Source organism: Neobacillus sp. Fa239, assembly GCF_055395235.1.
In genome coordinates this window covers 1,127,973-1,153,425 of record NZ_AP041611.1, presented here as the reverse complement: position 1 = coordinate 1,153,425, position 25,453 = coordinate 1,127,973, and the positions used below count along the sequence as shown (strand labels likewise).

Sequence of the window (25,453 nt, the reverse complement as noted above, 5' to 3'; positions counted from 1 at the left end):
TTATTATCTCCCCTTCTTATGTCATATCTTTTGTCATTTTAATTATTTGCTGCAGGCGTTTTTCCGCCTGGATATGAGATAATTTTCGGGCTTTCATCCGCTCATTTAACCTAACGGCCTCAAGAAAAATCTTATAGTCACTGGAAACGGTAAAATTCTCCTTCGGGAATCTCTTTTCAAGCTTTTGATTTAGTTTTTTTTCAATATTCTCCATTTTAAAGCGGTGCATATGCTTCACTTTATAGGCGACAAGCGTATCTTTTTTACCTTTGACAACGGCAACGTCATAAATTTCCGGAAATGAACTGACATCTTTTTTAATTTTCTCTACTTCATCGGTTCTTTTATTTCGATCCGTTGTTATGGGGCTTGGGTTAGTCGTTTTGATTAACGCCAATTGACTATCCTTTACCTTTTGGTTTTGGCTGCAGGATGCCAGCATTAATATACAAGTAAGTAAGATCAGACGTTTCATCCCATTCATCTAGTTCCCTTCCATTAACCAATTTTGGAATTACCTCTACACAATAGTTTTTTCGAGATATAAAAAAATTATGAATGAATGAACATAAAAAAACTGCCAGAATAACCAGCAGTTTCTTTTTCATCATTACCCAGTGACTGGCTGCCAAAATTATAAGGATGATTTTTTACCGCAGCCGCAGCCTTTTTTCTTATTCGATTTTGATTGTTTATTTGAATTAGACGTTGATTGAGTATTATCTTGGGTTGATGATTGGGTAGACTCTGTTTCCTTATCCATCATTTTGTCCCACTCCATTTTAGTTGATTCATATTAGTTAGCATATGTGATGAAGATAAAACTTGTACCTGCGAATAACCATTTTCCATTTATTTGTCTATTATTAGCTGAATCATACTTTCCAAAATAGAAGCAAGCCCGGCAATTGCCAATACCAGTATAATCGGATGAGAATACGCCGGAATCAAATAAAAAATTAACACTAAAGCGATTGATGACCAAATCCCGGTGCACCAGTAGCAGCTAAGCAGCTCGCCAATAAATTTTTTGATTGGCGTGTCTTTTGGCAGGTAATAGACTTCAATCACTCCTTCCTCATCTTCTTCCTTCACCTCTTGAAAAAATGGCCTGCGAAGAAATGTCGTTATTTTATCGAAAACAAGCAATCTTGTTAGTCTAAAGCTAGACAGGGCTAAAAGAACAAATTCAAATACACTGATTTTCATAAAAATATTCTCCTCTTGTTTTGTGTATTAGCCTAATTTTCTTAAAAAAGGCAATTGTCCGTAACCCAATTGGGTGCTGTGAAATATGTTAGTAATGTAAGATATATATCACGGATTAAGGAGGAAAAATAAATGGGTTGTGGGAAACATAATGATGATTTTCGCGGCAACTGTGTATGCGAAGTAGTGCGTGCCATTAAAGATATTCAAGATACTGCTGTTGAGCCAGAATGTCAAGAATGTACCAGTTGTTTTACTGAACCACTTGGTTCATTAGTATCACCAGCAAGTAGGAATCCGGTGGATACACGGGTATTCGTTTTAAGCGATGATGAAGGGAATCCCTTCCATGCGTTCTTCAGCGATGAAAATAATGCATGTGTATCGATCTTCTTCCGCGTAGAAGACGTATTCGATAATTGCTGTGCAACGCTTCGCGTTTTAGTCCCTGGCAAAAAAGAAGGTAATAACTTCGTACCGGTGAATCTAGTTACTAACGGGAAAATCGATCTATCACAAGTTTGTAAGGTTGATCGCTTCCGTGCCAGCAACGATTGCGTGACCGTAGATCTTAAATGCTTCTGCGCCGTTCAATGTATTGCTGATGTGAACTTGGGAATTTGTAATATGTGATTCATAAAATAAGCCAGTCGCGAAAACGGCTGGCTTTTTTCTATTTTTTTATGCCAATCATGATGACATTTTTTAATGAACTAAGCGGTATCGTTTTTGTGGATTGATCATGAAATAGGATGGTTATTTCTTGGTCTTGGTAATCTTGTAAATACCCCTGATAACTTTTATCCTTTACATAAAATACACATGGCTGGGGCGGTAATACCGTTGGAAAGTCAATTAAATACTCTAATTTTTCCTTTATATTCATATCCTTAAAGCTTTTTACCTTTTTAAATGAAAATTTTTGATTCTCATTTTCCTGTTTTTTTACCTCCTGGTTGATTACCTCCTGCTTTCCCGAAACCGTGACTTCGATCGGCACTGCTTCTTGAATTGGCACTTCCTTTTGCTGGTCCACTTCCTTCAAGCCCTTTTCCCGTCTGTTTGTATAAACATCCTGCATTTTAATTGAAGGAGTTCTTGCAAAAGGCTGGTAAATATAAAGCAAAGGACTTTGTTCTTTCTTTTCCGCCATAAAAGCACACCTCCATCATACGAATTCCTACACTCTATATGTATGCAGATTGCCCATAGCCGTTCACTTGAAAGTATTTTTTTCAAATTAAAAAGAGACTGACCCAGTTAAGGTACAGCCTCTTGTTAGATTATAAAATGTGGTATCCGGAATCAACGTGGATGTTTTCGCCTGTAATTCCACGGGACATGTCGCTGAAAAGAAATGCAGCTGTGTCGCCGACTTCTTCTGGTGTGGTTGTTCTCCGTAATGGAGCTTTTTCTTCAATTTCCTTTAAGATGGAGTTAAAATCCCCGACACCCTTAGCAGATAAGGTTCTGATTGGCCCGGCAGAGATGGAATTTACGCGAATGCCGTCTTTACCAAGGTCTGATGCCAAATAACGAACACTTGCATCAAGCGAAGCCTTTGCCACACCCATCACATTATAGTTTTGGATGGCACGCTCCCCGCCTAGATAGGTTAGAGTGACGATGCTTCCGCCTTCTGTCATTAATCCCCTTGCCTCTTTTGCAACTGCCGTTAAGGAGTAGGAACTGATATTTTGCGCTAGTAAGAAACCATCTCTTGTCGTGTTCAAATATTCGCCTTTCAATTCTTCCGTTTTAGCAAAAGCAATACAGTGAGCAATTCCATGAATCGTCCCAGCTGCTTCTTTTATTTCAGCAAAGCATTTTGCAATATCTTCATCACTTGTTACATCACAAGGCAATACAAGTGTCCCTTCTGCTTCTAATGAATTGGCCAAATCACGGACACTGCTTTCTAATCTTTCACCAGCATATGTAAAAATTAATCTTGCCCCGGCAGTATGAAGGGAGCGGGCAATCCCCCAGGCAATGCTGCGTTTATTGGCTACACCCATTACCACAAATGTTTTTCCAGCTAAAGAAAGTGTCATAAAATATATATCCTCCTATTACAAGTTATTAGCACTTGGTACTAATTTTACACTATTATAGAAAAATTGAAAAGTATGTACCTTCATTAGTTTTCCACTCAATTTTGCAAGTTATTACTTTCATCCGTACTCAAAAGGTTGAGAGTGAAATTAAAAGCAATAAAACTAACTACTTTAACAAAAAATAATTTGATGAAAGGGGTTCTTCTCATGGAAATCGATATTATCGGAGATATTCACGGTTGTTTCTTTGAATTTACTGAGCTTACAAAAAAACTTGGCTACGATTGGGAAAGTGGAATTCCGCTTCATCCTGAAAATAGGGTGCTTGGATTCGTTGGTGATTTAACAGACCGCGGCCCAGCGTCATTAAAGGTGATCGAAATTGTCTGGAGGTTAGTCATCGAGCAGGAAAAAGCTTATTATACGCCTGGAAACCATTGCAACAAATTATATCGATACTTTCTCGGCAATAAGGTACAGGTTACCCATGGGCTTGAAACGACAGAGGCCGAATATCAATTATTATCTAAACAAGATCAGCGAGCCATTCGAAATAAATTTATCGGCCTTTATGAAAAGGCTCCGCTGTATTTAATTTTGGATGGAGGACATCTGGTTATTGCCCATGCCGGAATCAAAAAGTCCTTAATCGGCCAAACGGGTTCCAAGGTTAAGACATTTGTTCTTTACGGTGATATAACAGGTGAAAAACATCCGGATGGATCACCGGTTCGCAGGGATTGGGCCAAAGAATATGACGGGTCTGCCTGTATCGTTTATGGTCATACCCCGGTGAAAAGTCCCCGGATCATCAATAATACCTATAACATTGATACCGGAGCCGTTTTCGGTGGAAGTCTCACAGCCATAAGGTATCCTGAAATGGAGATTGTTTCAGTTCCTTCTACTATGTCATATGTGGAGGAAAAATTTAAAGAATTTGCTTAAAAACAATGAAAGGCTGACCCAAGCTTACTGGTCAGCCTGTAAAACATTATGCATATCTTGAGGAAACGGCGCAATATAAGTCATCTCTTCACCAAAAAAAGGATGAACATAAGATATTTGCCGGCAATGAAGCGCCTGCCGATTAATTAACGACATCTCTCCTCCATATAAATCATCACCTAAAAGGGGATGCCCCAAAAAAGACATATGAACTCGAATTTGATGAGTTCTCCCTGTTTCAAGCCGAAGCTCGATATGTGTAAAGGTTTTATACCTTTCAAGGACAGTAAAATGCGTACAGGCATATTGTCCATCAGACCGTACTTCTCTTTCAATAATACTATCGCTTTTTCTGCCGATAGGCTCATTTATCGTACCTTGATCCAATGACAATATTCCCCCAGCAATAGCCTCATAGGTTCTTTTGACATTGCCGGCTTGCTGCTCTTTGCTGAATAAATGATGCACATGGCGATGTTTGGCAATTAAAACGATACCCGATGTATCACGGTCCAGCCTGGTAACCACATGGGAAGTGGCCATTAAGCCAATCTTCTGGTAATAGCCAACCAAGGCATTGGCAAGGCTCCCGGTCGGGTGCTCCCTTGAAGGAATCGTACTCATGCCGGCAGGTTTATTTACCACAAGAAGGTATTCATCCTCATAAAGTATATCCAAAGGAATATCTTCCCCTGTGACACCGGCGCTTGGGCTTTCTTGCGGGAAGATTATCGTAACGACATCACCCGCTGACAGCTTAAAGCGGACATTTACTTCTTCTGCATTTACAAGGATTGTCCCGCCTTTAAATTTGATATCGGTTAAAGCGGCGCGGGAAATTTCCTTCTCTTTAAGAAACTCCTTTAAAAGCCAACCAGTATGCTGTTGGTCGCTGATCCATTTTAGTTGAAAACGTGAAGACATGCTTTTGCCCCCGATTAATCCGATATAAACGAATCATGGACTCGTTTCCAGAAAGGAAAAGGCCGAAAGCGTGCAAAACGGATTTTTTCTTCCGGTACCCGGAATTGAATTGATTTGACATCCTTATGAAGAAGTGTAAGGTGGTCAATGGTCACTTGAAAATCGGATCGATTGACGGGCTTCAGCATACAAGTATGGTGCGAAGGCAAAATTAATGGCGACCCTACCGTTCGGAAAACTTTATTATTGATCGAGGCCATTTCCGCCACCTGAATAGCAGAAATGGACGGATGAATAATCGCTCCTCCCAGCGCCTTGTTATAGGCAGTACTGCCGGAAGGAGTGGATACGCAAAGCCCATCACCGCGGAAACGTTCAAAATGCTGGCCGCGTATCTCAAGATCCATGACTAAAGTGCCCTCGACACTCTTTACTGTTGACTCGTTTAATGCGAGATATCTGGATTCCTTACCTGCATGCTGGTAACGAATAATCACTTCAAGGAGCGGGTATTCAACCACCTGGTAAGGTGTTTTGGCAATGGCAATCACAAGCTTCTCAATCTCATCCGGGATCCAATCCGCATAGAACCCGAGATGACCGGTATGAATCCCCACAAAAGCCGTTTTATCCAAACGGCTGCTATATCGGTGGAAAGCATATAGCAGCGTTCCATCACCGCCAATTGACACGACAATATCTGGTTGGTCTTCATCATAAATAAGATCAAAATCAAGCAAGTATGTTCTCATTTTGTGCATCAGGATATTCGATTTTTGATCTCCTTTAGATGTAATCGCAAATTTCATTGGTATATGCTCCTTGTAGCGGTTATTAGTTACTATCTTCCTGCTTTAGTTCTTTCTTTCTCGTAAAAAAGGCTTGCGCCTCCTGGATTTCACCGCGAATTAATGACATTTCTTCGTCCAAGCGGAAGGCCGCCTCCGCCGCACGCTGCAGCCGCATTTTAATATCGGATGGAAAAACTCCTTTATATTTATAATTAAGCGAATGCTCAATGGTTGCCCAAAAATTCATCGCAAGCGTGCGAATTTGAATTTCAGCAAGGATCTTTTTTTCTCCGTGAATGGTTTGCACTGGGTAGCGGATTACAACATGATAGGAGCGGTATCCGCTTGTTTTTTTATGAGAAATGTAGTCTCTTTCCTCGATAATTTCTAAATCATTTCGATTTCTTAATAAGTTGACAACAGTGTGGATGTCATCGACAAACTGACACATCATTCGTAAACCGGCAATGTCCTGCATTTCTTCCAATTTTTCGAGCGGAATTCCTTTTTGAATGGATTTATCCAGAATGCTCGCGATTGGTTTCACTCTGCCAGTTACAAATTCTATAGGTGAATGACTTGAATCAAGCTCAAATTGACCTCTCATCCCTTTTAATTTTATTTTTAGCTCTTCAACCGCTTGTTTATAGGGAGCTAAAAATACTTCCCAATGTATCATGGTTTCCCTCCACCCCATTAGGCCAAGAAAAGCTTCTCTACTCTTGTGACCATTTCTTTTCCATAGTTACTATTTCCTTTTATATTACTGATAATATATTCCAACTCTTCAAGGAAATTTGTTAATTCAATATGTTCTTCATTATAAACGGCCAGTACTGGTATATGCTGCTCTAATGCGCTCTTTAAGACAGGCCATAGGTCTTCAGGAAAAGTAATATAGGTATAATCCTCTTTGTCCTCCATTAAATATATAAAAGTATAGTTCTCTGAATCCACAAGAATTTGTTCAGCAGGCACCAAGCCCTTTAATGATTCATTTACAGCTACACATAGTTTATTTTCTCTCATTGTTGAACTGATTATGGTGATTATTTTTTTCATATTATTCCCTCCATCTTTCACCCCCTTATTTTATCATAATCTAACCAATTCCCCCAAGATTTGCACAGTTTTTTAAAAGATAAGATAATAAAGAAAGACTTGACAGAAAGAAGTGAATTCGTTGTCAGAAACAATCGAAATTGAATTTAAAAATATGCTGACAGAAACAGAATATAACATGCTCCTTCAGGAATTTCAGATAACCGAAAAAAAAATCATCCCTCAAGAAAATCATTACTTTGATACATTGGATTTTGCTCTTAAGCAGCAAAATTCCGCCTTACGCATCCGCAGGAAAAAGGACCAATACGAAATGACATTGAAACAACCCGCACCTGTTGGACTAGTTGAAACAAATCAATTGTTAACCGAGGAAGAAGCCAATGTGGCCATTCAAACCGGGATACTTCCATCTGGAAAAATCAAGGAAATAATTATGAATTTAGGCATCTCTTTTCCACAGATCATCTATTTTGGTTCTTTAAAAACATATAGGGCAGAATTAAACTATAAGAACGGATTACTGGTTTTAGATCATAGCGTTTATTTATCTGCAGAAGATTTTGAATTGGAATATGAAGTGACTGATTATGAAGAAGGAAAAAGAGTATTTAACGAGATGCTGGAGTGGCTTAAAATTCCAAAGCGGCAAACGAATAATAAAATTCAGCGGTTTTATGAAAAGATGAGAAAATTACAATCCCAAAGCGATTTATTTGAGATATGAAATATCCATTGATAAAATAAAACTTACAAACATACATAAAGGAGTTGTCAACATGATTGAGAGTAAGCCTACACCATTCGAGGCCATCGGCGAACAAACCCTACACCGTCTTGTGGACACTTTTTATGGGCTGGTTGCACAACATCCTGACCTCGCACCAATATTCCCAAATTCTTTTAATGAAATTGCTCGCAAGCAAAAGCAATTTTTAACCCAATATTTAGGCGGCCCCTCGTTGTATACAGATGAACACGGTCATCCGATGATGCGGGCGCGTCATTTACCATTTCCGGTGACTCCAACTCGTGCAAAGGCTTGGTTATCATGTATGCAGCAAGCTATGGACATGGTTGGATTGGAAGGTCCATTAAGAGAAGAATTTTACTCACGGCTCCATTTGACAGCGCAGCATATGATCAATACGCCTGAGCCACAAGAATCTGGTGAAGAAAAGTGAGCAGTTATAAACATTCAAGCTCTAAACAGTATTGCAGTGGCAATGATAAAAAACCAATTGAAATATATATATTTATCGACCCATTGTGCCCTGAGTGCTGGGCGCTTGAACCTATTCTAAAGAAGCTTCAAATTGAATATGGACGTTATTTTTCCATTAAGCATGTACTTAGCGGGAGGATCGCTGATTTAAACTTAACCAGGAAAAAGAACTTTGAAAATATTGCGGACCAATGGGAAAAGACCGCAAGCAGATCAGGGATGTCGTGTGATGGCAGCCTTTGGCTGGAAGATCCGGTATCATCCCCTTATATCGTTTCAATTGCCATAAAAGCAGCCGAACTGCAAGGAAGAAGAGCAGGCTTCCGTTTTCTTCGGAAGCTTCAAGAGGTGCTTTTTTTAGATAAAAAAAATATTTCCAATCTTGAAATCCTTAAGGATTGTGCTAATGATACAGGATTAGATCTTGATGAATTTATTTCAGATATTCATTCTGAAAGTGCTGCCAAGGCTTTCCAGTGTGATTTAAAAATTACATCTGAAATGGATGTTAAGGAAATCCCCACACTCGTTTTCTTCAATGAAAATGTAGAAGATGAAGGAATCAAAATAACGGGTGCGTATCCGTATGAGATTTATGTTCAAATTTTAGAAGAAATGCTTTCTGAGCGTCCTATCCAATCGCCACCGCCCCACTTAGAAACATTTATGAAATTTTTTAAATTTGTAGCTTCAAAGGAAATCGCGGTCGTATATAATATGTCGATTTCACAAGTGGAACGGGAAATGAAAAAGCTGCTTTTAAAACAAATAGTCGAACAGATCCCGGCTAAATATGGTACATTCTGGAGATATATTGAGGAGTAATCTTTATTGATTCACGACACAGGCATTTATTTTTATTGAACGAAAAGGCCTTGCAGCACCGGTGCTGCAAGGCCTTTTTCTATAAATACGAACAAAGGGGATGGGAGAAATCTTTCACGGTCAAACAAAGGGGTTTATGTTTGTAGTGATCAACTTCACGAGATAAATATATCATGTGCTTTTAAGGGTTACAATAAGATTGTGCTTTGTTTCACAATATTGTCAAAATATCATAATTTCATAAATTGGACAATAGACTTATTGTAGATCTCTTCAATAAAATCAGAGGTGGCTTTCATTTATGACAAAACTTCCTATCGTTCTGATGCTTGTTTTTTTTATTTGCACCTTCATTCTTCATTTACTTGCATTACTTCATGTTTTCCCATTATTGATTAGTATCCCGCTTTTATTTTTGTCGATTTTTATCTTACTCTATTATGTAAATAATCGAAAACGATTTAAAGGCTTTTAAAGGGATGGGCCATTTGCCCATCCCCTTTTTATTAGGATAATAATTGTTCCAATTCACCCAGTTTTGCTTCAAATACTTTGCAGGCGTCTTTAATCACATCTGCATTTGTCATATCAACCCCGGCTTTTTTCAATACCTCAATTGGATAATCTGAGCTTCCTGCACTTAGAAAATCAATATAACGTTTGACAGCAGGCTCGCCTTCTTCAAGAATCTGCTTGCTTAATGCCGTTGCAGCACTAAAGCCGGTTGCATATTGGTAGACATAATAATTGTAGTAGAAATGTGGAATTCTGGACCATTCCAAGCCAATTTCCTCATCGATAACAATATCCTCTTCACCAAAATATTTTTGGTTCAAATTATAATATTCCTTTGTTAATAAATCAGCCGTCAATGCCTCATTATTTTGCAATTTTTGATGGATCAGATGCTCAAATTCTGCAAACATTGTTTGTCGGAAAACAGTGCCGCGGAATCCTTCTAAATAATGATTGAGCAGATAGATTCGCTTTTGTTCATCGTCAATGGTTTTTAATAAATAATCATTCAAAAGTGCTTCATTGCAGGTAGAGGCCACCTCAGCTACAAAGATCGAATAGTTTCCATATGGGTACGGCTGTGATTTTCTTGTGTAATAGCTATGGACAGAGTGGCCAAATTCATGTGCTAATGTAAACAAGTTGTTTACATTGTCCTGCCAATTCATGAGAATATATGGATTGGTTCCGTACGCACCGGATGAATATGCCCCGCTTCGCTTTCCTTTGTTTTCATGAACATCTACCCAGCGATTTTCAAAACCATCTTTTAATACTTTTGCATACTCCTCACCTAAAGGGGCTAAACCTTTTAGGACTAACTCTTTAGCCTCTTCATAGCTGATTTCCATATGAACATCTTTAACAAGCGGAGTATACAAGTCATACATATGAAGTTCTTTAAGCCCAAGTACCTTTTTTCTCAGCTTTATGTAACGATGTAATAACGGCAATTGCTCATTAACGGTATTAACAAGATTATCATAAACACTTTCCGGAATATTATTTGCTGCAAGAGCAGCTTGTCGTGCTGAATCATACTTCCTAATTCTTGCATTAAAATTATCTTTTTTCACATTACCGCTTAAAGTACTGGCAAAAGTATTACGGAATTTTCCATATGTTTCATACACCGCCTTAAAGGCATCATGGCGAACACGTTGGTCTTTACTTTCGAGAAAACGAATATATCGTCCATGGGTAATCTCTACTTCTTCCCCATTTTCATCTTTAATGGATGGAAACTCCATATCAGCATTGTTCAGCATTCCAAAGGTATTACTTGAAGCATCCATAACCTCTCCTGCCTCTGCTAACAATGCTTCTTGTTCAGCTGTTAGAACATGCGGCCGCTGAAGATTGATCTCTTCTAAAGAATGCTCATAGAGTTTTAATTCCGGTTTTTCATTTAAAAAGTCTTTTACTTTGCTTTCATCAATATCCAGTATCTCGGGAACGATAAAGGCAAGCCCGCTTGCAGCCTGGGAATACATATTTTTCATCCGATCGTCTAAGCCTTGATAGAATGAATTCGTTGTATCTTGATCATATCTCATGTGAGAGTATGCATAAAGTTTGCCAATTCTTTCAAGAAGCTTATCTTGAAATTGCAGGGCGTTATAAAGAGTCTCCGCACTTTCGCCCAGCTTTCCTTCATATTCCTTAATTCCTGGTATTTCTTTTTTAACGTCTTGAAATTCTTTTTCCCATGCTTCATCACTTGCAAAGATATCTTCTAATTTCCAGGTTTCCTCCACCGGGATTGCATTTCTTGCTTGCAGGGTTTTTACTGCGGTTTCGTTTGCCATTCTTTATCCTCCATTCAACATCGTTTTAAGAAAAAGACTCTTATAAATTATTCACCATTTCCTACCAAATCCCTTTATGAATTACTTTTTTATATTATGCCTCTATTAAGAATTTCATTTATTGTTTTCTATATTGTTCAAGATATTTTTGGAAAAAAAGTTGGTTCATCTCTTCTTTTTCCCGATTGGATTGGGGAATGGAAAGATTCTTTTTAAGTTGAAACCACTTATCCTTTCTAGACAAAACGTCGAGTTTTACCAGAATGTTAAGGTAATCTAAAACGGCATCTATTGGTTTCATTTCCTGAATCTGAGGAAGCTTTCGAATATGAATTTCTTTTCTCTTCATTCTTTTGATCAACCAACGCTCAATTTCATCCATATGAAATAAAAAGCCTGGCTTCTTTTTTTGCAATAGATCTATATAAAGGTAGGTTTGCCAAATGATTGGAGAGGTTTGAATAAAGGGGGAATGAAAGACAGGCAGGCCAATTTCCGGCGGTAATAAACTTAGATTTAAGTTATGATTATAAATCTCATGGAGAAAACCATCTCTTGGATTTGGATGGAGCGACCAATTCAATTTAAATCTGTCAATTTCATCATTCCAATGTTTAAAATTAAGCTGGCTCAGGATAGTTGGTTTCAATAGAGAAGATACATTCATCTCTTCAAGTGAACAAAAGGAAGTTTGTACAAATGTATTCTTTATGGAATAGGGTAAAATGGACCCAATGATTTGAAAGAGTCTTTTTTCGGGGCAGTAGGCAGGGATATAAAAACTTCCATCAGAAGCTTTCCGTAAAAATAAATATTGAAAGTTTGATAAAACGGCGATATTTTGTTTCTTTAAGTGTAGCTGTTTCCCATCAATAATCCAAATAGGTATATATTTATTTTGCCAATAACTGTTTGTTCTTTTTATGAAGATTTCTTCTTTGATCGTAGAGCATTGATATTCAATTACATATTTATTCCCTTCATATTCAAACATAATGTCGGGGCGCTGCTGGATGTCTTGATCATAAAACTCGAGAATAGCCGGTATTTTTTGATTCAATAGCCATTGATAAAGTTGGCGTTTCCCCTCCATATGATAGATTGATTCATTTTCGTATAAATCTCGGCAATTTCCTCCTTGTTTATGGGCAAAATGAAAAATCCGCTTATCTCCTAATTTGAGTAATACACGTTCACCACAAAGCGGACAAATGAATTCCTCTCTTTTACGTAATGTTAAGAGTGTCTCTTTTGGATAGTCATTGCCCAAACAAATTATTTTGCCACTCTTAGTACGTGCCTTCAGCACGATAAACCACCTCCTTTTTTCTTTATAATTCGATAATAATTAACAAAATCCTCCAAAAATACAAAAAAGCAATCAAATATTTTTTGATTGCTTTCACTATTTCCGATGATTAAAGTAATGGGGAAAGGAGCCGGGCCGTCGATTCTAATAAGCGATAGCCAATATGCCTTTGCTGGAATGTATTTAACTCAAGCTGCTTGGCATAATCAAGATCATTTACAAATTCAGCCACCAGCTTTTGTGTGCTCTTTGTTCGGAATAAAAAGGCATTTACTTCAAAATTCAAATGAAAGCTTCGCATATCCATATTGGAGGTCCCTATAGATGCCAGTTCATGGTCGACAATCACCATTTTACTATGCATAAAGCCTCTTTCATATTCATACACCTTCACTCCGGCTTCTAAGAGCTCTGGAAAATAAGACCGGGACGCATGGAAAACAATTCGTTTATCTGGTCGGTTGGGTACTAAAAGTCTCACATCAATCCCACTCAATGCCGCCACCTTTATGGCCGAGAAGATGTCCTCATCGGGAATAAAGTAGGGAGACGCAATCCAAACCGATTTTTCTGCTGAGGCAATCATTGAAAAAAAGATATTCTTAATGGCACTCCATTCATTATCAGGTCCGCCGGCAATTAACTGTACTCCGCCATGGTTTTGGTTATCCCATTGAGGCGATAAATACTCGGCTGTTAGAAAACTGTGATTGGTCATATAATACCAATCCTGCAAAAAAATTAACTGCAGCGTTCTAACCGCTTCACCCTTAAGCATTAGATGCGTATCTCGCCAAAAACCAATACTTTTCACTCTTCCTAAATATTCATCCCCGATATTTAACCCGCCAACAAATCCAACCGTACCATCTATCACAATGATCTTGCGATGATTGCGAAAATTAAATTTATTATTCAGAAATGGCAATTTAACAGGACCAAATGACACGGTCTCGATTCCGGCATTTTTCAATTCTATTATATACTTTTTAGATAACTGCCAGGATCCAACAGCATCAAAGAGGAAGCGGATTTTCACTCCTTCCATTGCCTTCTTAATTAAAATATCCTTAATTTCCTGACCAATTTGATCATGGCGGATAATATAATATTCAAGATGGATGTGATGTTTTGCTTTTTTTAGTTCCTCAAGGATGTGAAAAAATGTTTCTTCCCCATTCGTTAATACTTTTGTAGCCGTCTTAAATGAAATAGGACTATTGCCAAGTTTATGGGCTAACGTATATAATTTCCCTTGATTCTCGTCTAGTAATGATAATGTCTCCTGGCTCCGAACATCATTTTCACCCTCCACAGTCAGAAAGGCTTGCTTATCTAAAAAATATTTCTTTCGAAACATCTTTTCTTTTCGATAATTTCTGCCAAAAAGAAGGTAAAATATAAAGCCAACAAGCGGAAAACTTCCCAACACCACTAACCATGTAATAGTTTGAGTTGGATGGCGGTTTTCAAGGAATATTACAAAACCGATAAAAATAACTGAACACGAAATCATTAAGCTAAAAATTCCAAAAAAGCCACCTTGAATTTGATCTCTAAAGAAAAACATTAGTATGGATAATATCGTAAGAAAAAAAATAACCCTTACCGTGTTTTTCACGGCCTCCACCCGCCAATATAACAAAATAATGTTTATTGCTAAAAAATACCGATTTCAATTCTGAAATCGGCATGTGGTTTATCTAAAATGTTTTCTTAATTCAGCAAATACTTGATCCGAAATAATTTCTTTTCCATATTCCTGAATTCGATGGATTGTTAATTGAGTCTCATAACCATATTCCAGCAGAATACTTAGAATATCATCAATTTCATCTTCCGCGAACAAATCTTCAGGAAATTCAGTAAAAAGAAAGTATTTTCCTTCGAAGGAATAAAGCGTAGTAACTAATTCATCTAATCCCGGACGCTTCGAAAGCATAATTAGATCCTCTAGATCTTTAAAAGCCAATAAGAATTCAAGCGTATCTTCCTCAAGTAAGAGATCCTCTTCCTCAGCAGTCTTTGGATTAAAATGCTGATCCAAAATTTCTTCGATGTGCTCATCTACTGGCAAATCCTTTAATTTTTCGGCCGGAACAGGAAGCTCAAACTTCTGTCCATCCTTGGAGAGCTGCGCTTTAGTAACGAGAATTTCTAATCCTTTTTCGAGCGCTTGAACTTGAATCCAAAGCGGACCTTCAACAACAAATTCTTCTTCCTGGTGAACTTCATCCATCATTTCCCAAAAAAGTTCTTCACTTCGTTCGCGATTATACCAAATTTCTTCGCGGTCAAAGCCTCTGTCTTCTATATCTACATATGAAATGTAAAATTTCACAGTATTTTCATTTATTCTTTCAATCTCCATTTATACCTCTCCCTTCCATTATCCATATTGAAGGGACTAAATACCCCCAAGCAGATTTTGCTTAATAGCATTTACCCAATTTAGAAAGGACTTTTTTCTCCATGAGATTTTTGTAAAAAAGATGTAAAACCTTGTACTTTTATTTTATGATAAAAGTTGAAATAAGGGAAATAAAAATCACTAAATAATGAAAAACCCTTCATTTGCCTACTCATTAGATATTCATTTTATTGTAGCAAAATGCATGAAAAACTACAAACATGAAGGAGTAAATAGATAAAAAAGACCTTCCATTAAGAAGGCCTTTAAAGTTTAATTTACCATACGTTGTGCTTCGCGCAATTGGAAAGTTCTAACCCTTCTAGGCAGGAAGCGGCGAATTTCATCTTCATTATAACCCACTTGCAGACGCTTCTCATCAATTATGATAGGGCGGCGCAAAAGACCAGGATTTTCTTTAATTAATTCAAATAGATCCTGAAGTGGCATGGTGTCTACATTGACATCTAATTTTTGAAATGTTTTTGATCTCGTTGAGATAATTTCATCTGTACCATCTTCTGTCATGCGAAGAATTTCTTTAATCTCTTCAATCGATAAAGGCTCAGAGAAGATATTTCTTTCTTTGTATGGAATCTCATGCTCTTCAAGCCATGATTTAGCCTTCCTACATGATGTACAACTTGGTGAAGTGTATAGTGTTACCATCCGTCTTCACACTCCTATTCATTAACTAATCTAATTTAATAAGAAAGCGAAATATGTTAAAATGTTTAATGTTATAATTAAAATTATTATAAATAAGGAATTTATATTATTAATTATACACCAATGATTCTGAAAAAGGTACCCCTTTTCAAAATTAATCAAAATGCAGAGCAATATAAAATTTTTTTGCTATCATTATTATAAGACGAATAATACCATAAAAGGTTTCATTATATTTTATTTTTTTCATTAAAATTTTTCTATTTTCTTTTTTTCGCCGTTAAAATGTTCGTTTCAATCCATTTTTTTCTGTAGATAATATCTCATGGAACACTTATTAAATGGTATTTTACTATTTAAATCTTAATTAATTCTTAAATTCAATTCTCAATTAAAAAAAAATATTGAAAACGCTTACTTTTTTTGAATGATTGTCACAAAATTTCCCCAATCCAAAGGGAAATATCCAATTTACTTCTTTCAATTCAATCAAAGTTCTTTTAAAATATATCTATGGGGATATTTTATACAAGTGTTACGATTCATTATATTTTGAAATAATTGGAGGGGCTTTCTATGATTGGTGGTTATATAGCAGATTTTGCCATGTTCACTATTCTCGTTGTTGGGATTACAGCCATCATGGGGGTTATCACAAACGGTATTGGTGAAAAGGTTTTCGGTAGAAAGAATCGAAGAGAATTTTCCGGGCGAAGTGAAAAATACCAGGCGAATTGGAAAACGGTTGGAGGCAACAGAAAATAATAAAGAAAACGATCTCATTGTGAGATCGTTTTTTTATTTAAGTTGTGCCTTATATTGAAGAAGTTCTTTTTCGGAACATAGAACAAAATGGTTCGGAGATACCTCGCGAAATTCAATTTGTTCATTATCGTCATAATTATGACTTGCCGGATCATACGTTTTACGTTTTCTAGTCCGCTCGCTTATCGGATCTGGAGCAGGAATCGCAGATAATAATGACTGTGTATAAGGATGAAGCGGGTTCTTATACAGCTCATCAGCAGGGCAAAGCTCAACCATTTTACCGAAATACATAACACCTATACGGTCGCTAATGTATTTTACCATTGAAAGGTCATGGGCAATAAATAAATAGGTAAGACCTTTTTCATTTTGAAGTTTTTTCATCAAGTTTACGACTTGAGCTTGAATGGAAACGTCAAGAGCGGAGATTGGCTCGTCGGCAATAATGAATTCAGGCTCGACCGCCAGTGCTCTCGCTATCCCAATACGCTGACGCTGACCACCGCTGAACTCATGTGGATAACGGTTTGCATGCTCTTTGTTTAAACCAACTGTTTCCAGTAGCTCATAAACTCTATTCATGCGTTCTTTTTTTGATTTTGCTAATCCATGGATATCGATGCCTTCAGCAATAATATCTGCCACTTTTAATCTAGGGTTAAGTGACGCATATGGATCTTGGAAAATCATCTGCATTTTGCGATTAAATTCTTTTAATTCTCTAGGAGATTTTCTACCATGCACGTTTTCCCCATCATACAAAACCTCTCCGCCAGTCGCATTATAAAGGCGGATGATCGTACGTCCAGTGGTAGATTTTCCACAACCAGATTCACCAACAAGCCCTAATACTTCACCCTTATAAATATCAAATGAAACATGATCAACAGCTTTTACCTCATTTGGTCTACCAACATTGAAGTATTGCTGTAAATTTTTAATTTCAAGTAGTTTTTCTCTTTGTGCCATTTATTTTCCCACCTTTATACTAGGGAATTGCCCTTGACGTCGCTTAACAGCCTCTGGTGGTTCTACCTTCGGTGCATCGGGATGCAAAAGCCATGTTGCTGCATAATGAGTATCAGAAACTTTAAAGAATGGCGGCTCTTGTTCTAAATCAATTTTCAACACATATGGATTCCTTGGAGCAAATGGATCTCCTTTTGGCGGATCTAATAAATCCGGCGGTGTCCCAGGAATTGAAAATAACTCTTCATCATTTGTATCCATATCTGGCATGGAACTAATAAGCCCCCAAGTGTATGGATGTTTTGGATTGTAAAAAATATCATCTGAAGTGCCAATTTCAACAATCTTACCGCCATACATAACGGCTACACGGTCAGCGACATTGGCAACTACCCCAAGATCATGTGTAATAAATATAATCGAAGTATCGATTTTCTTTTGCAGGTCCTTCATCAATTCAAGAATTTGCGCTTGAATCGTAACATCAAGTGCGGTAGTAGGCTCATCGGCAATTAATACCTTTGGATTACATGCTAAGGCAATTGCGATAACTACCCTTTGTCTCATCCCGCCGGAAAATTGGTGTGGGTATTGATCCACACGAATTTCTGGTTTAGGAATACCAACAAGCTTCAATAATTCAATCGCTCTTTCCTTTGCCGCATGCTTGCTCATATTTTGGTGTTTAATGAGCGGTTCCATAATTTGATTTCCGACTTTCATTGTAGGATTTAATGAAGTCATCGGATCCTGGAAAATCATTGATATATCATGACCACGAATTTTTTGCATCTGTTTTTCTTTTAGCTTGGTTAAATCTTTACCATCAAATAAGATTTCACCTTTTTTAAATTCCGAATTACCTTCTGGAAGCAAACGCATGATTGATTTGGTTGTAACCGATTTTCCCGATCCGGATTCTCCCACAATCGCTAACGTTTCTCCTTTATATAAATCAAAGCTTACACCTCTTATTGCTTTAACTTCTCCAGCAAAGGTGTGGAAGGAAATATTTAAATCCTTCACCTGTAAGATTTTTTCCATGTTAATTCACCCGCCTTCTAATCACGCATTTTTGGATCTAGTGCATCCCTTAAACCGTCGGCAATTAAGTTAAACACAATCATGAGTAATGATATCATTATTGCAGGAATTATCATTTGGTATGGATATGCAATCATACTTCTGAATCCATCATTAATCAACGTACCCAATGATGCATTTGGCTCCTGCAATCCTAAACCAATAAAGCTTAAAAATGCTTCAAAGAATATAGCATTAGGAATTGAGAACATCGTATTAATAATAATGACACCAAACATATTTGGAATCATATGTTTAAAAATAATCGAAGCATCTGAGGCTCCCAAAGTTTTTGCCGCTAACACAAATTCCATATTCTTATATTTAAGAACTTGCGCACGTACAACACGAGCCATACTCGTCCAGCCTGTGAAGGCAATCGCAATAACAATTGGTAAAATCCCCGGTTTTAATACAAGTATCATTAAAACAACGATGATCAAATTAGGAATACCTATGATAATTTCTAAAATACGCTGCATGAAACCATCAATTTTACCGCCAAGATAGCCTGAGACAGCACCATAGGTAACCCCAACGAGCATATCAATCAATGCGGCAAAAAACGCAATGAATAAGGAAATTTGTGTCCCTTTCCAAATTCGGGCAAAGAGATCTCGCCCTAGACTATCTGTACCAAACCAATAATATTGTTTTACATTCTTTGTTTCATAAGGATGTAAGACAACACCTTGCCTATTTTTAAGCGTGCCATCAAACGGAAGCCAGCTTATATGTTCTAATCCTTGAATACGAGGAGGTAAATTAGCGTTATTGGTATTCTGTTGATCAAAGGCATATGGTGTTATTAGCGGACCAACAAATGCCATGATAATTAAGAGAACAACTATCACTAAACTGATAACAGCCCCTTTATTTTTCCTGACACGTAGCCATGAATCCTGCCAAAAATTTAAACTCGGCTTGGCAATTTTCTCACTCGTCGTGGTGTCAACATGGGCGGGTGTAAATAATTCTTTGGAGATAGTTGGTTGCTTATTAATCATTATGACTTACCCCCCGAAACTCTAATCCGTGGATCAATAACTCCATACAGAATATCCACAACTAAAATGACTGCCACAAATGCAGCTGCAAATAGAATCGATGTACCCATAATAACTGGATAATCGTTCACGGCAATTGATTTAACAAATTGTTCCCCTAGTCCAGGGATTGCGAAAATTTGCTCTATTACAAGCGAACCAGTCATTAAGCTGACAGCTAAAGGTCCTAAAACGGTAATAACCGGAATTAACGCATTTCTTAATGCATGCTTCACACTAATTTGAAAATTACTTGCCCCTTTTGCTTTTGCCAATGTAATGTAATCAGAGCCTAAAACATCAATCATTTCAGTACGCATAAAACGGGCAGCAATAGAAATTGGGAACATTGCAAGTGCTAAAGTTGGAAGAACGGTATACGATGGTCCATTCCAAAACATAACTGGGAGCCATCCTAATTTCACAGCGATATAAAATTGAAGTAAACCGGCAAAAACAAAGCTTGGTATAGATTTACCAGCGACGGCAATAAATGTCGCACCATAATCTACCCACGTATTTTGTTTTAATGCAGCGAATACTCCTAATATGATCCCAAGAATTGAACCGACAATCATCGCTTCAAATCCTAGAGTAGCTGATGGACCAATACGTTGAGCTAGTAGTGTGGTTACAGAGGTACCACCAAATTGGAAGGAAACACCTAAATCACCTTTAAACATGTTCATTATATAGTTAGCATATTGAACAGGTACAGGCTTGTCTAAACCGTACTTTTGTTTCATGATAAGAAGTTGATCAGGTGATAGTTTTGATGCAGCACTAAACGGAGTACCTGGAATCAGCTTCATAAGGAAAAAGGTTACTGATACAACGATGAAAAGGGTAAGAATCATATAAAGTACCCGTTGTAAAATATATTTTGCCATTCCCCCACCTCCTAATTATTAAAAGATTCATCATTTTTCGACAATTGTCTTACAGTTAAAAAGAGAGTATATCCTTAATATACTCTCTTTTTATTTGATTACTTATAGTTATTTTTTAGGATTTACAATCTTAATCCATTGATAACTAAAGTCTGGTCCATAACCATGGTGTGCAAGTCCTTGTACTTTATCAGAAACTAAAAGGTTTGCTGAACGTTGATAAAGCGGATCTATTGCAGCATCTTGATCTAAAATTAACTTTTCTGCTTGTTGTAATGCCTTAAAGCGTTCATCCGGCTTTGTAGCCAAAGTAGTTTGTGCATCTTTGATTAACTTATCAACAGCAGGATCTTTGTAGCTCATATGTTGTTGTTGGCTATCTGATGTCCAAATATCCATATACGTCATTGGGTCTGCATAGTCAGGGCCCCAACCGCTGAATAGGATATCATATTGTTGTTTGTCTTCACGGTCTAATTTGATGTTAAATGGAACACTTTGAATAGTTACATGTGCACCTGGAAGTGTTTTCTCAATTTGGTCTTTGATGAATGCATCAGTTTGTTTAGCTGAAGTAGTATCTTGACCAACATAAGTAAACGTTAAATCCTTCTTGCCGATTTCAGATAAACCTTTTGTCCATAATGCTTTTGCAGTTGCTTTATCAGTAGCATTATATGTGCCAGTATCTGCACGGAAGTCTTTGCCTGACACACTATTAAAGGCAAAATCTTTTGCTACTATATAATCAGCAGGTGTAGAACCATTCGCTAATACGTTGTCTGTAAGAGCTTTTTTATCAATTGCTAATGAAATTGCTTTACGAATATTCACATTAGCTAAAGCAGGATTTTTCTCGTTAAATTTCAACCAGAAAAGGGTTGGTTCTGAGTAACGTAGAAGGTTTTTAGATCCTTCATATTGTGAAATGATCGCAGGCTCTGCAAGTTTTGGTGTAATATCAGCTTCACCAGCTTCAAATGCATTCGCAGATGCTTGACCATCTTTAGATACGTTAAAGTTGATTGTTTTTAAAGAAACATCTTTTGCATCCCAATAAGTATCGTTTTTCACTAGAGTCCATTGAGTTGCTTGCGGACCATCCCATTTAGTCATTTTGAATGGACCATTAGATAGTAAGTGAGTAGCATCTTTTGCATAATTTGCACCTTGAGACTCAACATACTTTTGGTCTAAAGGATAGAATACTTGGAATGTTACGTAAGAATCAAAGAATGGAATTGGTTGTTCTAGTGTAATTTGTAAAGTATAATCATCTAATGCTTTGATTCCTAAATCAGTAACAGGTTTTTTCTTGTTTGCAATATCAGTTGCATTTTTGATTTTGCCTTCCATATAGTAAGGGCCGTATGGAGAAGCAGTTTTAGGATCGATAGCACGTTGCCATGCATATACGAAGTCATGTGCTGTTACAGGATCTCCGTTTGACCATTTTACATTATTTTTTAACTTGATTGTGTAAACGGTTCCATTAGAGTTCACCTGTGGTTTACCGTCAGCAACACCATCGATTACCTTTTGGTTTGGATCCAAACGATATAGACCTTCGTTTGTAGCATTTAGCATTGTGAAACTCACAACGTCTTGGGCCTGTGATTCGTCCATCGTTGGAATTTCAGCTGACTCTAAAACATTTAATACTTGTGCAGGAGCTTTATCCTTTGTTGTAGTACCAGCATTATTGTTTGTGCTTTTACCGCCAGAGCAAGCAGCTAGAACCATGCTAAGTGCTAGCGATGACGTTAAAAGTAGTGAAAGTTTTGATTTCTTCACTAGAAGACCTCCCTTTTCTATTATTCTGAAAAATTACTACATTCCCTATTATACATATTTTCAACTAATTGTACATTGTTTTTTTAAAATTAATTTTCGGAAAAAACATATTTTTTACAAATAGTTAACAAAAAGATTAAAACTTTTTAGTCTTGAGTTGATTTTTTTTTTTATTAGAGCTATATTTTTCCCTATAATATCAACGTTTTGGAGGGTTTCCGGTGAAAAAGAAAATTAAAAAAAATTTAATAATTTTGGCAGTATTCCAGCTTATCATTGTTGCACTTTCATTTCTTAATTATCACAATATTTCGTTATTAAGCTATATCAATATATCTTTTTACATCTCAGCCACTTTGCTGCTCACCTTCTTATTTGTCTTCACTATTCAAACTGGTTTTTTTGATGTTGTCTCAAAGTCATTTAGGATGGTGGCATCTCGTGGAAAAAACAAGCGCAAGTTTGATGAAATCCCCTCGCTTTCTGAACTTGTTTCTTTTAATAACAAACCGTTATTATTTTATGGACTTGTAACCGCCTTATTAATGTTACTTGCCCTTGGTCTCTATTATGGTTTACAGACTTGATTCTGAATATGCATTTCTTTATAATATGAATAAGTAAATAGCACTAAGCGATGATAAAGAGTAGTACGTATTTTTCAATCGTTCAAGAGAGTTTGTGGCTGGTGAAAACAAACACGAGAAAATACAGAATGGACTTTTGAGCTTCTTTCTGAACCTTATTTCAAATGATATAAGCAAGTAGGAAAAGACGTTGCCTAACGTTAATAGGAGCCATAACTTATTTATGGAACTGAGTGACTCTTTTTGAGTAATTTAGGGTGGTACCGCGAACCATTCGTCCCTATTGTTTAGGGATGAATGGTTTTTTTATTTAATTATGATTTTTCAAGGAGGATATTTGTCATGAAAACGATTTTTTCTGGCATTCAGCCAAGTGGTATTATTACACTTGGTAACTATATTGGCGCATTGAAACAATTTGTTGACCTGCAGGACGAATACAATTGCTTCTTTTGTATTGTAGACCAGCATGCGATTACAGTTCCGCAGGATCCGGAAACATTACGGAAAAACATCCGAAGTCTTGCTGCCTTGTATATTGCAGTTGGCATTGATCCGGAAAAAGCTACTTTATTTATTCAATCCGAAGTGCCTGCGCATGCACAAGCCGGTTGGATGATGCAATGTATTTCTTATATTGGTGAATTAGAAAGAATGACGCAATTTAAAGATAAATCAGCTGGAAAAGAAGCTGTTTCTGCTAGCCTTTTAACCTACCCGCCCCTAATGGCAGCGGATATTCTCTTGTATAACACGGACGTTGTTCCTGTTGGGGAGGATCAAAAGCAGCATATGGAACTAACCCGCGATCTTGCAGAAAGATTTAATAAAAAGTTCGGGGATATCCTTACCATTCCTGAAGTCCGCCTTCCTAAGGTCGGAGCAAGGATTATGTCCCTTCAGGAACCAACAAAAAAAATGAGCAAGTCCGATCCAAATAAAAAAGCGTTTATTACCCCGCTGGATGATCTTAAGCAAATTGAGAAGAAAATTAAAAGTGCCGTGACCGATTCAGAAGGAATTGTTAAATATGATAAAGAACAAAAACCAGGAATCTCGAATTTAATTTCCATTTATTCTATCTTAAGCGGTAAATCTATTTCTGAAATTGAAGATATGTATCATGGAAAGGGATACGGAGTCTTTAAAGGTGATTTAGCAGAAGTGGTAATAAACGTCATTAAGCCAATTCAAGATAAATATTTCAGTTTACTGGAATCGAGCGAACTTGATGCGATCCTTGACCGTGGTGCCGCAAAGGCTCGTGAAATAGCGAATCAAACCCTTATTAAAATGGAAAAAGCGATGGGGTTAGGCAGGACTAATCGATAACCTTCATCGTCCCATGATTAAAGCCTGACCCACAAAAGGTGTTTTGAACACGCCTTTTGGGTCAGGCTTTTAATTTACTCTTGGACCATGCTCCATTTCCCAAAGCTTTTCAAAGAATGGCTGTCCTTTTATTAAATTTTCGCAGAATGTTGCATGTTTATTTGTCCATCCATATTTTGTTTCCTCATAAAGCTGTTCCCAGGCCTCTTCAAAGTTTAGTTCCTGAATAATGGAATATCTCTCTGGACACCATTCGGTATACCAATAACGGACCTCTGCTTCATTTTTTGATGAATGAAGTTGATCAAGTGCCATAAATAACAGCTGTTTCAGCTGTCGTTCTTTTCTCGTTAAACCTCTCATTAATTCCGGCTCAGGAGAAAGGATGTGGAAATTTTTTAATACTTGATTCTGTTGATAAAAGTGATACTTCATGGATTCATGTGTCTCAATCATTTCATAGACAAGCTGTTCTTGTCTGGGGATTAACCTGCTTTTGCGAATCGGGATGTTATAACCGATTGTATCAACAGCCAATATACCAACACCATCGGTCACGACAAAGCAATAATCAAGCTGAATTCTTTCGTGGTTTTTTCTTAAATACGCCTTTTGAAAGATGTCATCTAGGAGTTGTTGTGGTAATTCTGATAAGTCATTTTCAATGTAATTAAATAATATCGGTTCAACCTTTAAAAGCGGAACCTGGTCTAAGAGCTCTACCCCATCATCCTTGCGCCATTCATGAAAGTTGCAGACATTATAACCGTTTTCTTCACCTTCAAACCAATTAACCCAAACATCATGAAGATACAACATTGTACAACCCCTCACTTCAAGAAACTGTTTGTCAATCAGTATGGGCAGACCTTAGTTAAATTATTCCTTTATATATATTTTGCTCCAGTCATGTTTTATTACTTGTTTTTGGAAAGTAAATACTTAGAGATACGATGATGATCCCAATTGGTAATAATAAACATGCTGATTGATGAAGGATAAACTGAAAGTATTCGATTACTTCATAACCAATGGAAAGTAAATTTAAGTAAGCGATTGAAATGATGCCTCCGGAAACAGCCATTAAATAACCAATTATATAGAAAAATATCCTAAATCCCACACCTATTTCCACTCCCATTTTTCCATATAAAACTTGTCCATTTTTTGGTTTACCATATGTATATGAATTATTTTTGTTTTCATTCTGCATCAAAAAAAAACCAGTCAT

Annotated in this window: 30 protein-coding genes and 1 other annotated feature; of the genes, 9 read left to right on the top strand and 21 right to left on the bottom strand. The window is 37.1% G+C overall.

What is annotated here, in order from left to right:
- Positions 1–16: 16 nt before the first annotated feature.
- The 3 genes from ACZ5XR_RS05450 to ACZ5XR_RS05440 form a co-directional block, all read right to left on the bottom strand.
- On the bottom strand, positions 17–484 hold the full coding sequence (locus ACZ5XR_RS05450) for a YhcN/YlaJ family sporulation lipoprotein (RefSeq protein ID WP_464500661.1): 468 nt from the start codon (positions 482–484) through the stop codon (positions 17–19).
- A 150-nt stretch (positions 485–634) separates the two neighbouring features.
- The gene (locus tag ACZ5XR_RS05445) at positions 635–766 is read right to left on the bottom strand and encodes a hypothetical protein (RefSeq protein ID WP_464500660.1); all 132 of its coding nucleotides are present in this window, start codon (positions 764–766) and stop codon (positions 635–637) included.
- An 86-nt stretch (positions 767–852) separates the two neighbouring features.
- Positions 853–1,209: a DUF1360 domain-containing protein gene (locus tag ACZ5XR_RS05440; protein WP_464500659.1), complete on the bottom strand. Its 357-nt coding sequence runs from the start codon at positions 1,207–1,209 to the stop codon at positions 853–855.
- A gap of 132 nt (positions 1,210–1,341) precedes the next feature.
- Between ACZ5XR_RS05440 and ACZ5XR_RS05435 the strand changes: the two genes are divergently transcribed.
- A complete protein-coding gene (locus ACZ5XR_RS05435; protein WP_464500658.1) occupies positions 1,342–1,842 on the top strand; it encodes a CotY/CotZ family spore coat protein in 501 nt (166 codons plus the stop codon).
- A gap of 40 nt (positions 1,843–1,882) precedes the next feature.
- Here ACZ5XR_RS05435 and ACZ5XR_RS05430 read toward each other — a convergent pair whose 3' ends face one another.
- Both ACZ5XR_RS05430 and fabI read right to left on the bottom strand, forming a co-directional pair.
- Positions 1,883–2,362 carry a CotO family spore coat protein gene (locus ACZ5XR_RS05430; protein WP_464500657.1) on the bottom strand — a complete coding sequence of 160 codons (480 nt, stop codon included), beginning with the start codon at positions 2,360–2,362 and terminating at the stop codon, positions 1,883–1,885.
- Positions 2,363–2,492: 130 nt separating this feature from the next.
- The gene (gene fabI, locus ACZ5XR_RS05425) at positions 2,493–3,263 is read right to left on the bottom strand and encodes an enoyl-ACP reductase FabI (RefSeq protein WP_464500656.1); all 771 of its coding nucleotides are present in this window, start codon (positions 3,261–3,263) and stop codon (positions 2,493–2,495) included.
- Positions 3,264–3,473: 210 nt separating this feature from the next.
- Between fabI and prpE the strand changes: the two genes are divergently transcribed.
- Positions 3,474–4,214: a bis(5'-nucleosyl)-tetraphosphatase PrpE gene (prpE, locus tag ACZ5XR_RS05420; RefSeq protein ID WP_464500655.1), complete on the top strand. Its 741-nt coding sequence runs from the start codon at positions 3,474–3,476 to the stop codon at positions 4,212–4,214.
- A 24-nt stretch (positions 4,215–4,238) separates the two neighbouring features.
- Here the strand turns inward: prpE and ACZ5XR_RS05415 are convergent, their stop codons facing one another.
- The 4 genes from ACZ5XR_RS05415 to ACZ5XR_RS05400 are packed head-to-tail and all read right to left on the bottom strand — an operon-like array spanning position 4,239 to position 6,991.
- On the bottom strand, positions 4,239–5,138 hold the full coding sequence (locus ACZ5XR_RS05415; RefSeq protein WP_464500654.1) for an RluA family pseudouridine synthase: 900 nt from the start codon (positions 5,136–5,138) through the stop codon (positions 4,239–4,241).
- Positions 5,139–5,152: 14 nt separating this feature from the next.
- Positions 5,153–5,947 (bottom strand): NAD kinase, encoded by a 795-nt coding sequence (locus ACZ5XR_RS05410; RefSeq protein ID WP_464500653.1) that lies wholly within the window; start codon positions 5,945–5,947, stop codon positions 5,153–5,155.
- A 25-nt stretch (positions 5,948–5,972) separates the two neighbouring features.
- Entirely contained in the window at positions 5,973–6,608 is a 636-nt protein-coding gene (yjbM, locus tag ACZ5XR_RS05405; RefSeq protein WP_464500652.1) for a GTP diphosphokinase, read from the bottom strand.
- 17 nt (positions 6,609–6,625) lie between these two features.
- The gene (locus ACZ5XR_RS05400) at positions 6,626–6,991 is read right to left on the bottom strand and encodes a UPF0738 family protein (protein WP_464500651.1); all 366 of its coding nucleotides are present in this window, start codon (positions 6,989–6,991) and stop codon (positions 6,626–6,628) included.
- Positions 6,992–7,103: 112 nt separating this feature from the next.
- Here ACZ5XR_RS05400 and ACZ5XR_RS05395 point away from each other — a divergent pair, with 112 nt between their 5' ends.
- From ACZ5XR_RS05395 to ACZ5XR_RS05380, 4 genes are all read left to right on the top strand, one after another.
- Positions 7,104–7,718, top strand: coding sequence for a CYTH domain-containing protein (locus ACZ5XR_RS05395; protein ID WP_464500650.1), 615 nt, complete (start codon positions 7,104–7,106; stop codon positions 7,716–7,718).
- A 52-nt stretch (positions 7,719–7,770) separates the two neighbouring features.
- Positions 7,771–8,175: a globin domain-containing protein gene (locus tag ACZ5XR_RS05390; protein ID WP_464500649.1), complete on the top strand. Its 405-nt coding sequence runs from the start codon at positions 7,771–7,773 to the stop codon at positions 8,173–8,175.
- The gene (locus ACZ5XR_RS05385) at positions 8,172–9,041 is read left to right on the top strand and encodes a ClpXP adapter SpxH family protein (RefSeq protein ID WP_464500648.1); all 870 of its coding nucleotides are present in this window, start codon (positions 8,172–8,174) and stop codon (positions 9,039–9,041) included. Before ACZ5XR_RS05390 ends, ACZ5XR_RS05385 begins: the two co-directional genes overlap by 4 nt.
- A gap of 301 nt (positions 9,042–9,342) precedes the next feature.
- Positions 9,343–9,516, top strand: a complete 174-nt coding sequence (locus ACZ5XR_RS05380; RefSeq protein WP_464500647.1) for a hypothetical protein — start codon at positions 9,343–9,345, stop codon at positions 9,514–9,516.
- A gap of 31 nt (positions 9,517–9,547) precedes the next feature.
- Here the strand turns inward: ACZ5XR_RS05380 and pepF are convergent, their stop codons facing one another.
- The 5 genes from pepF to spxA form a co-directional block, all read right to left on the bottom strand.
- Positions 9,548–11,365, bottom strand: a complete 1,818-nt coding sequence (pepF, locus tag ACZ5XR_RS05375; protein ID WP_464500646.1) for an oligoendopeptidase F — start codon at positions 11,363–11,365, stop codon at positions 9,548–9,550.
- Positions 11,366–11,483: 118 nt separating this feature from the next.
- Positions 11,484–12,674 carry a competence protein CoiA gene (locus ACZ5XR_RS05370; protein WP_464500645.1) on the bottom strand — a complete coding sequence of 397 codons (1,191 nt, stop codon included), beginning with the start codon at positions 12,672–12,674 and terminating at the stop codon, positions 11,484–11,486.
- A gap of 109 nt (positions 12,675–12,783) precedes the next feature.
- Positions 12,784–14,295, bottom strand: a complete 1,512-nt coding sequence (cls, locus tag ACZ5XR_RS05365) for a cardiolipin synthase (protein WP_464500644.1) — start codon at positions 14,293–14,295, stop codon at positions 12,784–12,786.
- Between the two features lie 78 nt (positions 14,296–14,373).
- Positions 14,374–15,045, bottom strand: a complete 672-nt coding sequence (mecA, locus tag ACZ5XR_RS05360; protein ID WP_464500643.1) for an adaptor protein MecA — start codon at positions 15,043–15,045, stop codon at positions 14,374–14,376.
- A gap of 312 nt (positions 15,046–15,357) precedes the next feature.
- On the bottom strand, positions 15,358–15,753 hold the full coding sequence (spxA, locus tag ACZ5XR_RS05355; RefSeq protein WP_464500642.1) for a transcriptional regulator SpxA: 396 nt from the start codon (positions 15,751–15,753) through the stop codon (positions 15,358–15,360).
- Positions 15,754–16,329: 576 nt separating this feature from the next.
- On the opposite strand from spxA, the gene ACZ5XR_RS05350 reads away from it, so the two are divergent.
- Positions 16,330–16,518, top strand: coding sequence for a hypothetical protein (locus ACZ5XR_RS05350; protein ID WP_464500641.1), 189 nt, complete (start codon positions 16,330–16,332; stop codon positions 16,516–16,518).
- A gap of 33 nt (positions 16,519–16,551) precedes the next feature.
- Here ACZ5XR_RS05350 and ACZ5XR_RS05345 read toward each other — a convergent pair whose 3' ends face one another.
- The 5 genes from ACZ5XR_RS05345 to ACZ5XR_RS05325 form a co-directional block, all read right to left on the bottom strand.
- Positions 16,552–17,490: an ABC transporter ATP-binding protein gene (locus ACZ5XR_RS05345; protein ID WP_464500640.1), complete on the bottom strand. Its 939-nt coding sequence runs from the start codon at positions 17,488–17,490 to the stop codon at positions 16,552–16,554.
- The gene (locus ACZ5XR_RS05340; RefSeq protein ID WP_464500639.1) at positions 17,491–18,534 is read right to left on the bottom strand and encodes an ABC transporter ATP-binding protein; all 1,044 of its coding nucleotides are present in this window, start codon (positions 18,532–18,534) and stop codon (positions 17,491–17,493) included.
- A gap of 17 nt (positions 18,535–18,551) precedes the next feature.
- A complete protein-coding gene (gene opp3C, locus ACZ5XR_RS05335; RefSeq protein ID WP_464500638.1) occupies positions 18,552–19,580 on the bottom strand; it encodes an oligopeptide ABC transporter permease in 1,029 nt (342 codons plus the stop codon).
- Positions 19,580–20,509 carry an oligopeptide ABC transporter permease gene (gene opp3b, locus ACZ5XR_RS05330; protein ID WP_464500637.1) on the bottom strand — a complete coding sequence of 310 codons (930 nt, stop codon included), beginning with the start codon at positions 20,507–20,509 and terminating at the stop codon, positions 19,580–19,582. The genes opp3C and opp3b overlap by 1 nt, the downstream gene beginning before the upstream one ends.
- 108 nt (positions 20,510–20,617) lie before the next feature.
- Positions 20,618–22,303, bottom strand: a complete 1,686-nt coding sequence (locus tag ACZ5XR_RS05325; RefSeq protein WP_464500636.1) for a peptide ABC transporter substrate-binding protein — start codon at positions 22,301–22,303, stop codon at positions 20,618–20,620.
- A gap of 221 nt (positions 22,304–22,524) precedes the next feature.
- Between ACZ5XR_RS05325 and ACZ5XR_RS05320 the strand changes: the two genes are divergently transcribed.
- Complete coding sequence (locus ACZ5XR_RS05320; RefSeq protein ID WP_464500635.1) at positions 22,525–22,890, top strand: DUF3899 domain-containing protein; 366 nt, start codon at positions 22,525–22,527, stop codon at positions 22,888–22,890.
- A gap of 41 nt (positions 22,891–22,931) precedes the next feature.
- Positions 22,932–23,175 (top strand) — a binding site (T-box leader).
- Between the two features lie 57 nt (positions 23,176–23,232).
- Entirely contained in the window at positions 23,233–24,222 is a 990-nt protein-coding gene (trpS, locus tag ACZ5XR_RS05315; protein ID WP_464500634.1) for a tryptophan--tRNA ligase, read from the top strand.
- Between the two features lie 69 nt (positions 24,223–24,291).
- On the opposite strand, the gene ACZ5XR_RS05310 is transcribed toward trpS, so the two are convergent.
- Complete coding sequence (locus tag ACZ5XR_RS05310; RefSeq protein WP_464500633.1) at positions 24,292–25,041, bottom strand: DUF3603 family protein; 750 nt, start codon at positions 25,039–25,041, stop codon at positions 24,292–24,294.
- 88 nt (positions 25,042–25,129) lie between these two features.
- A complete protein-coding gene (locus ACZ5XR_RS05305) occupies positions 25,130–25,453 on the bottom strand; it encodes a hypothetical protein (protein WP_464500632.1) in 324 nt (107 codons plus the stop codon).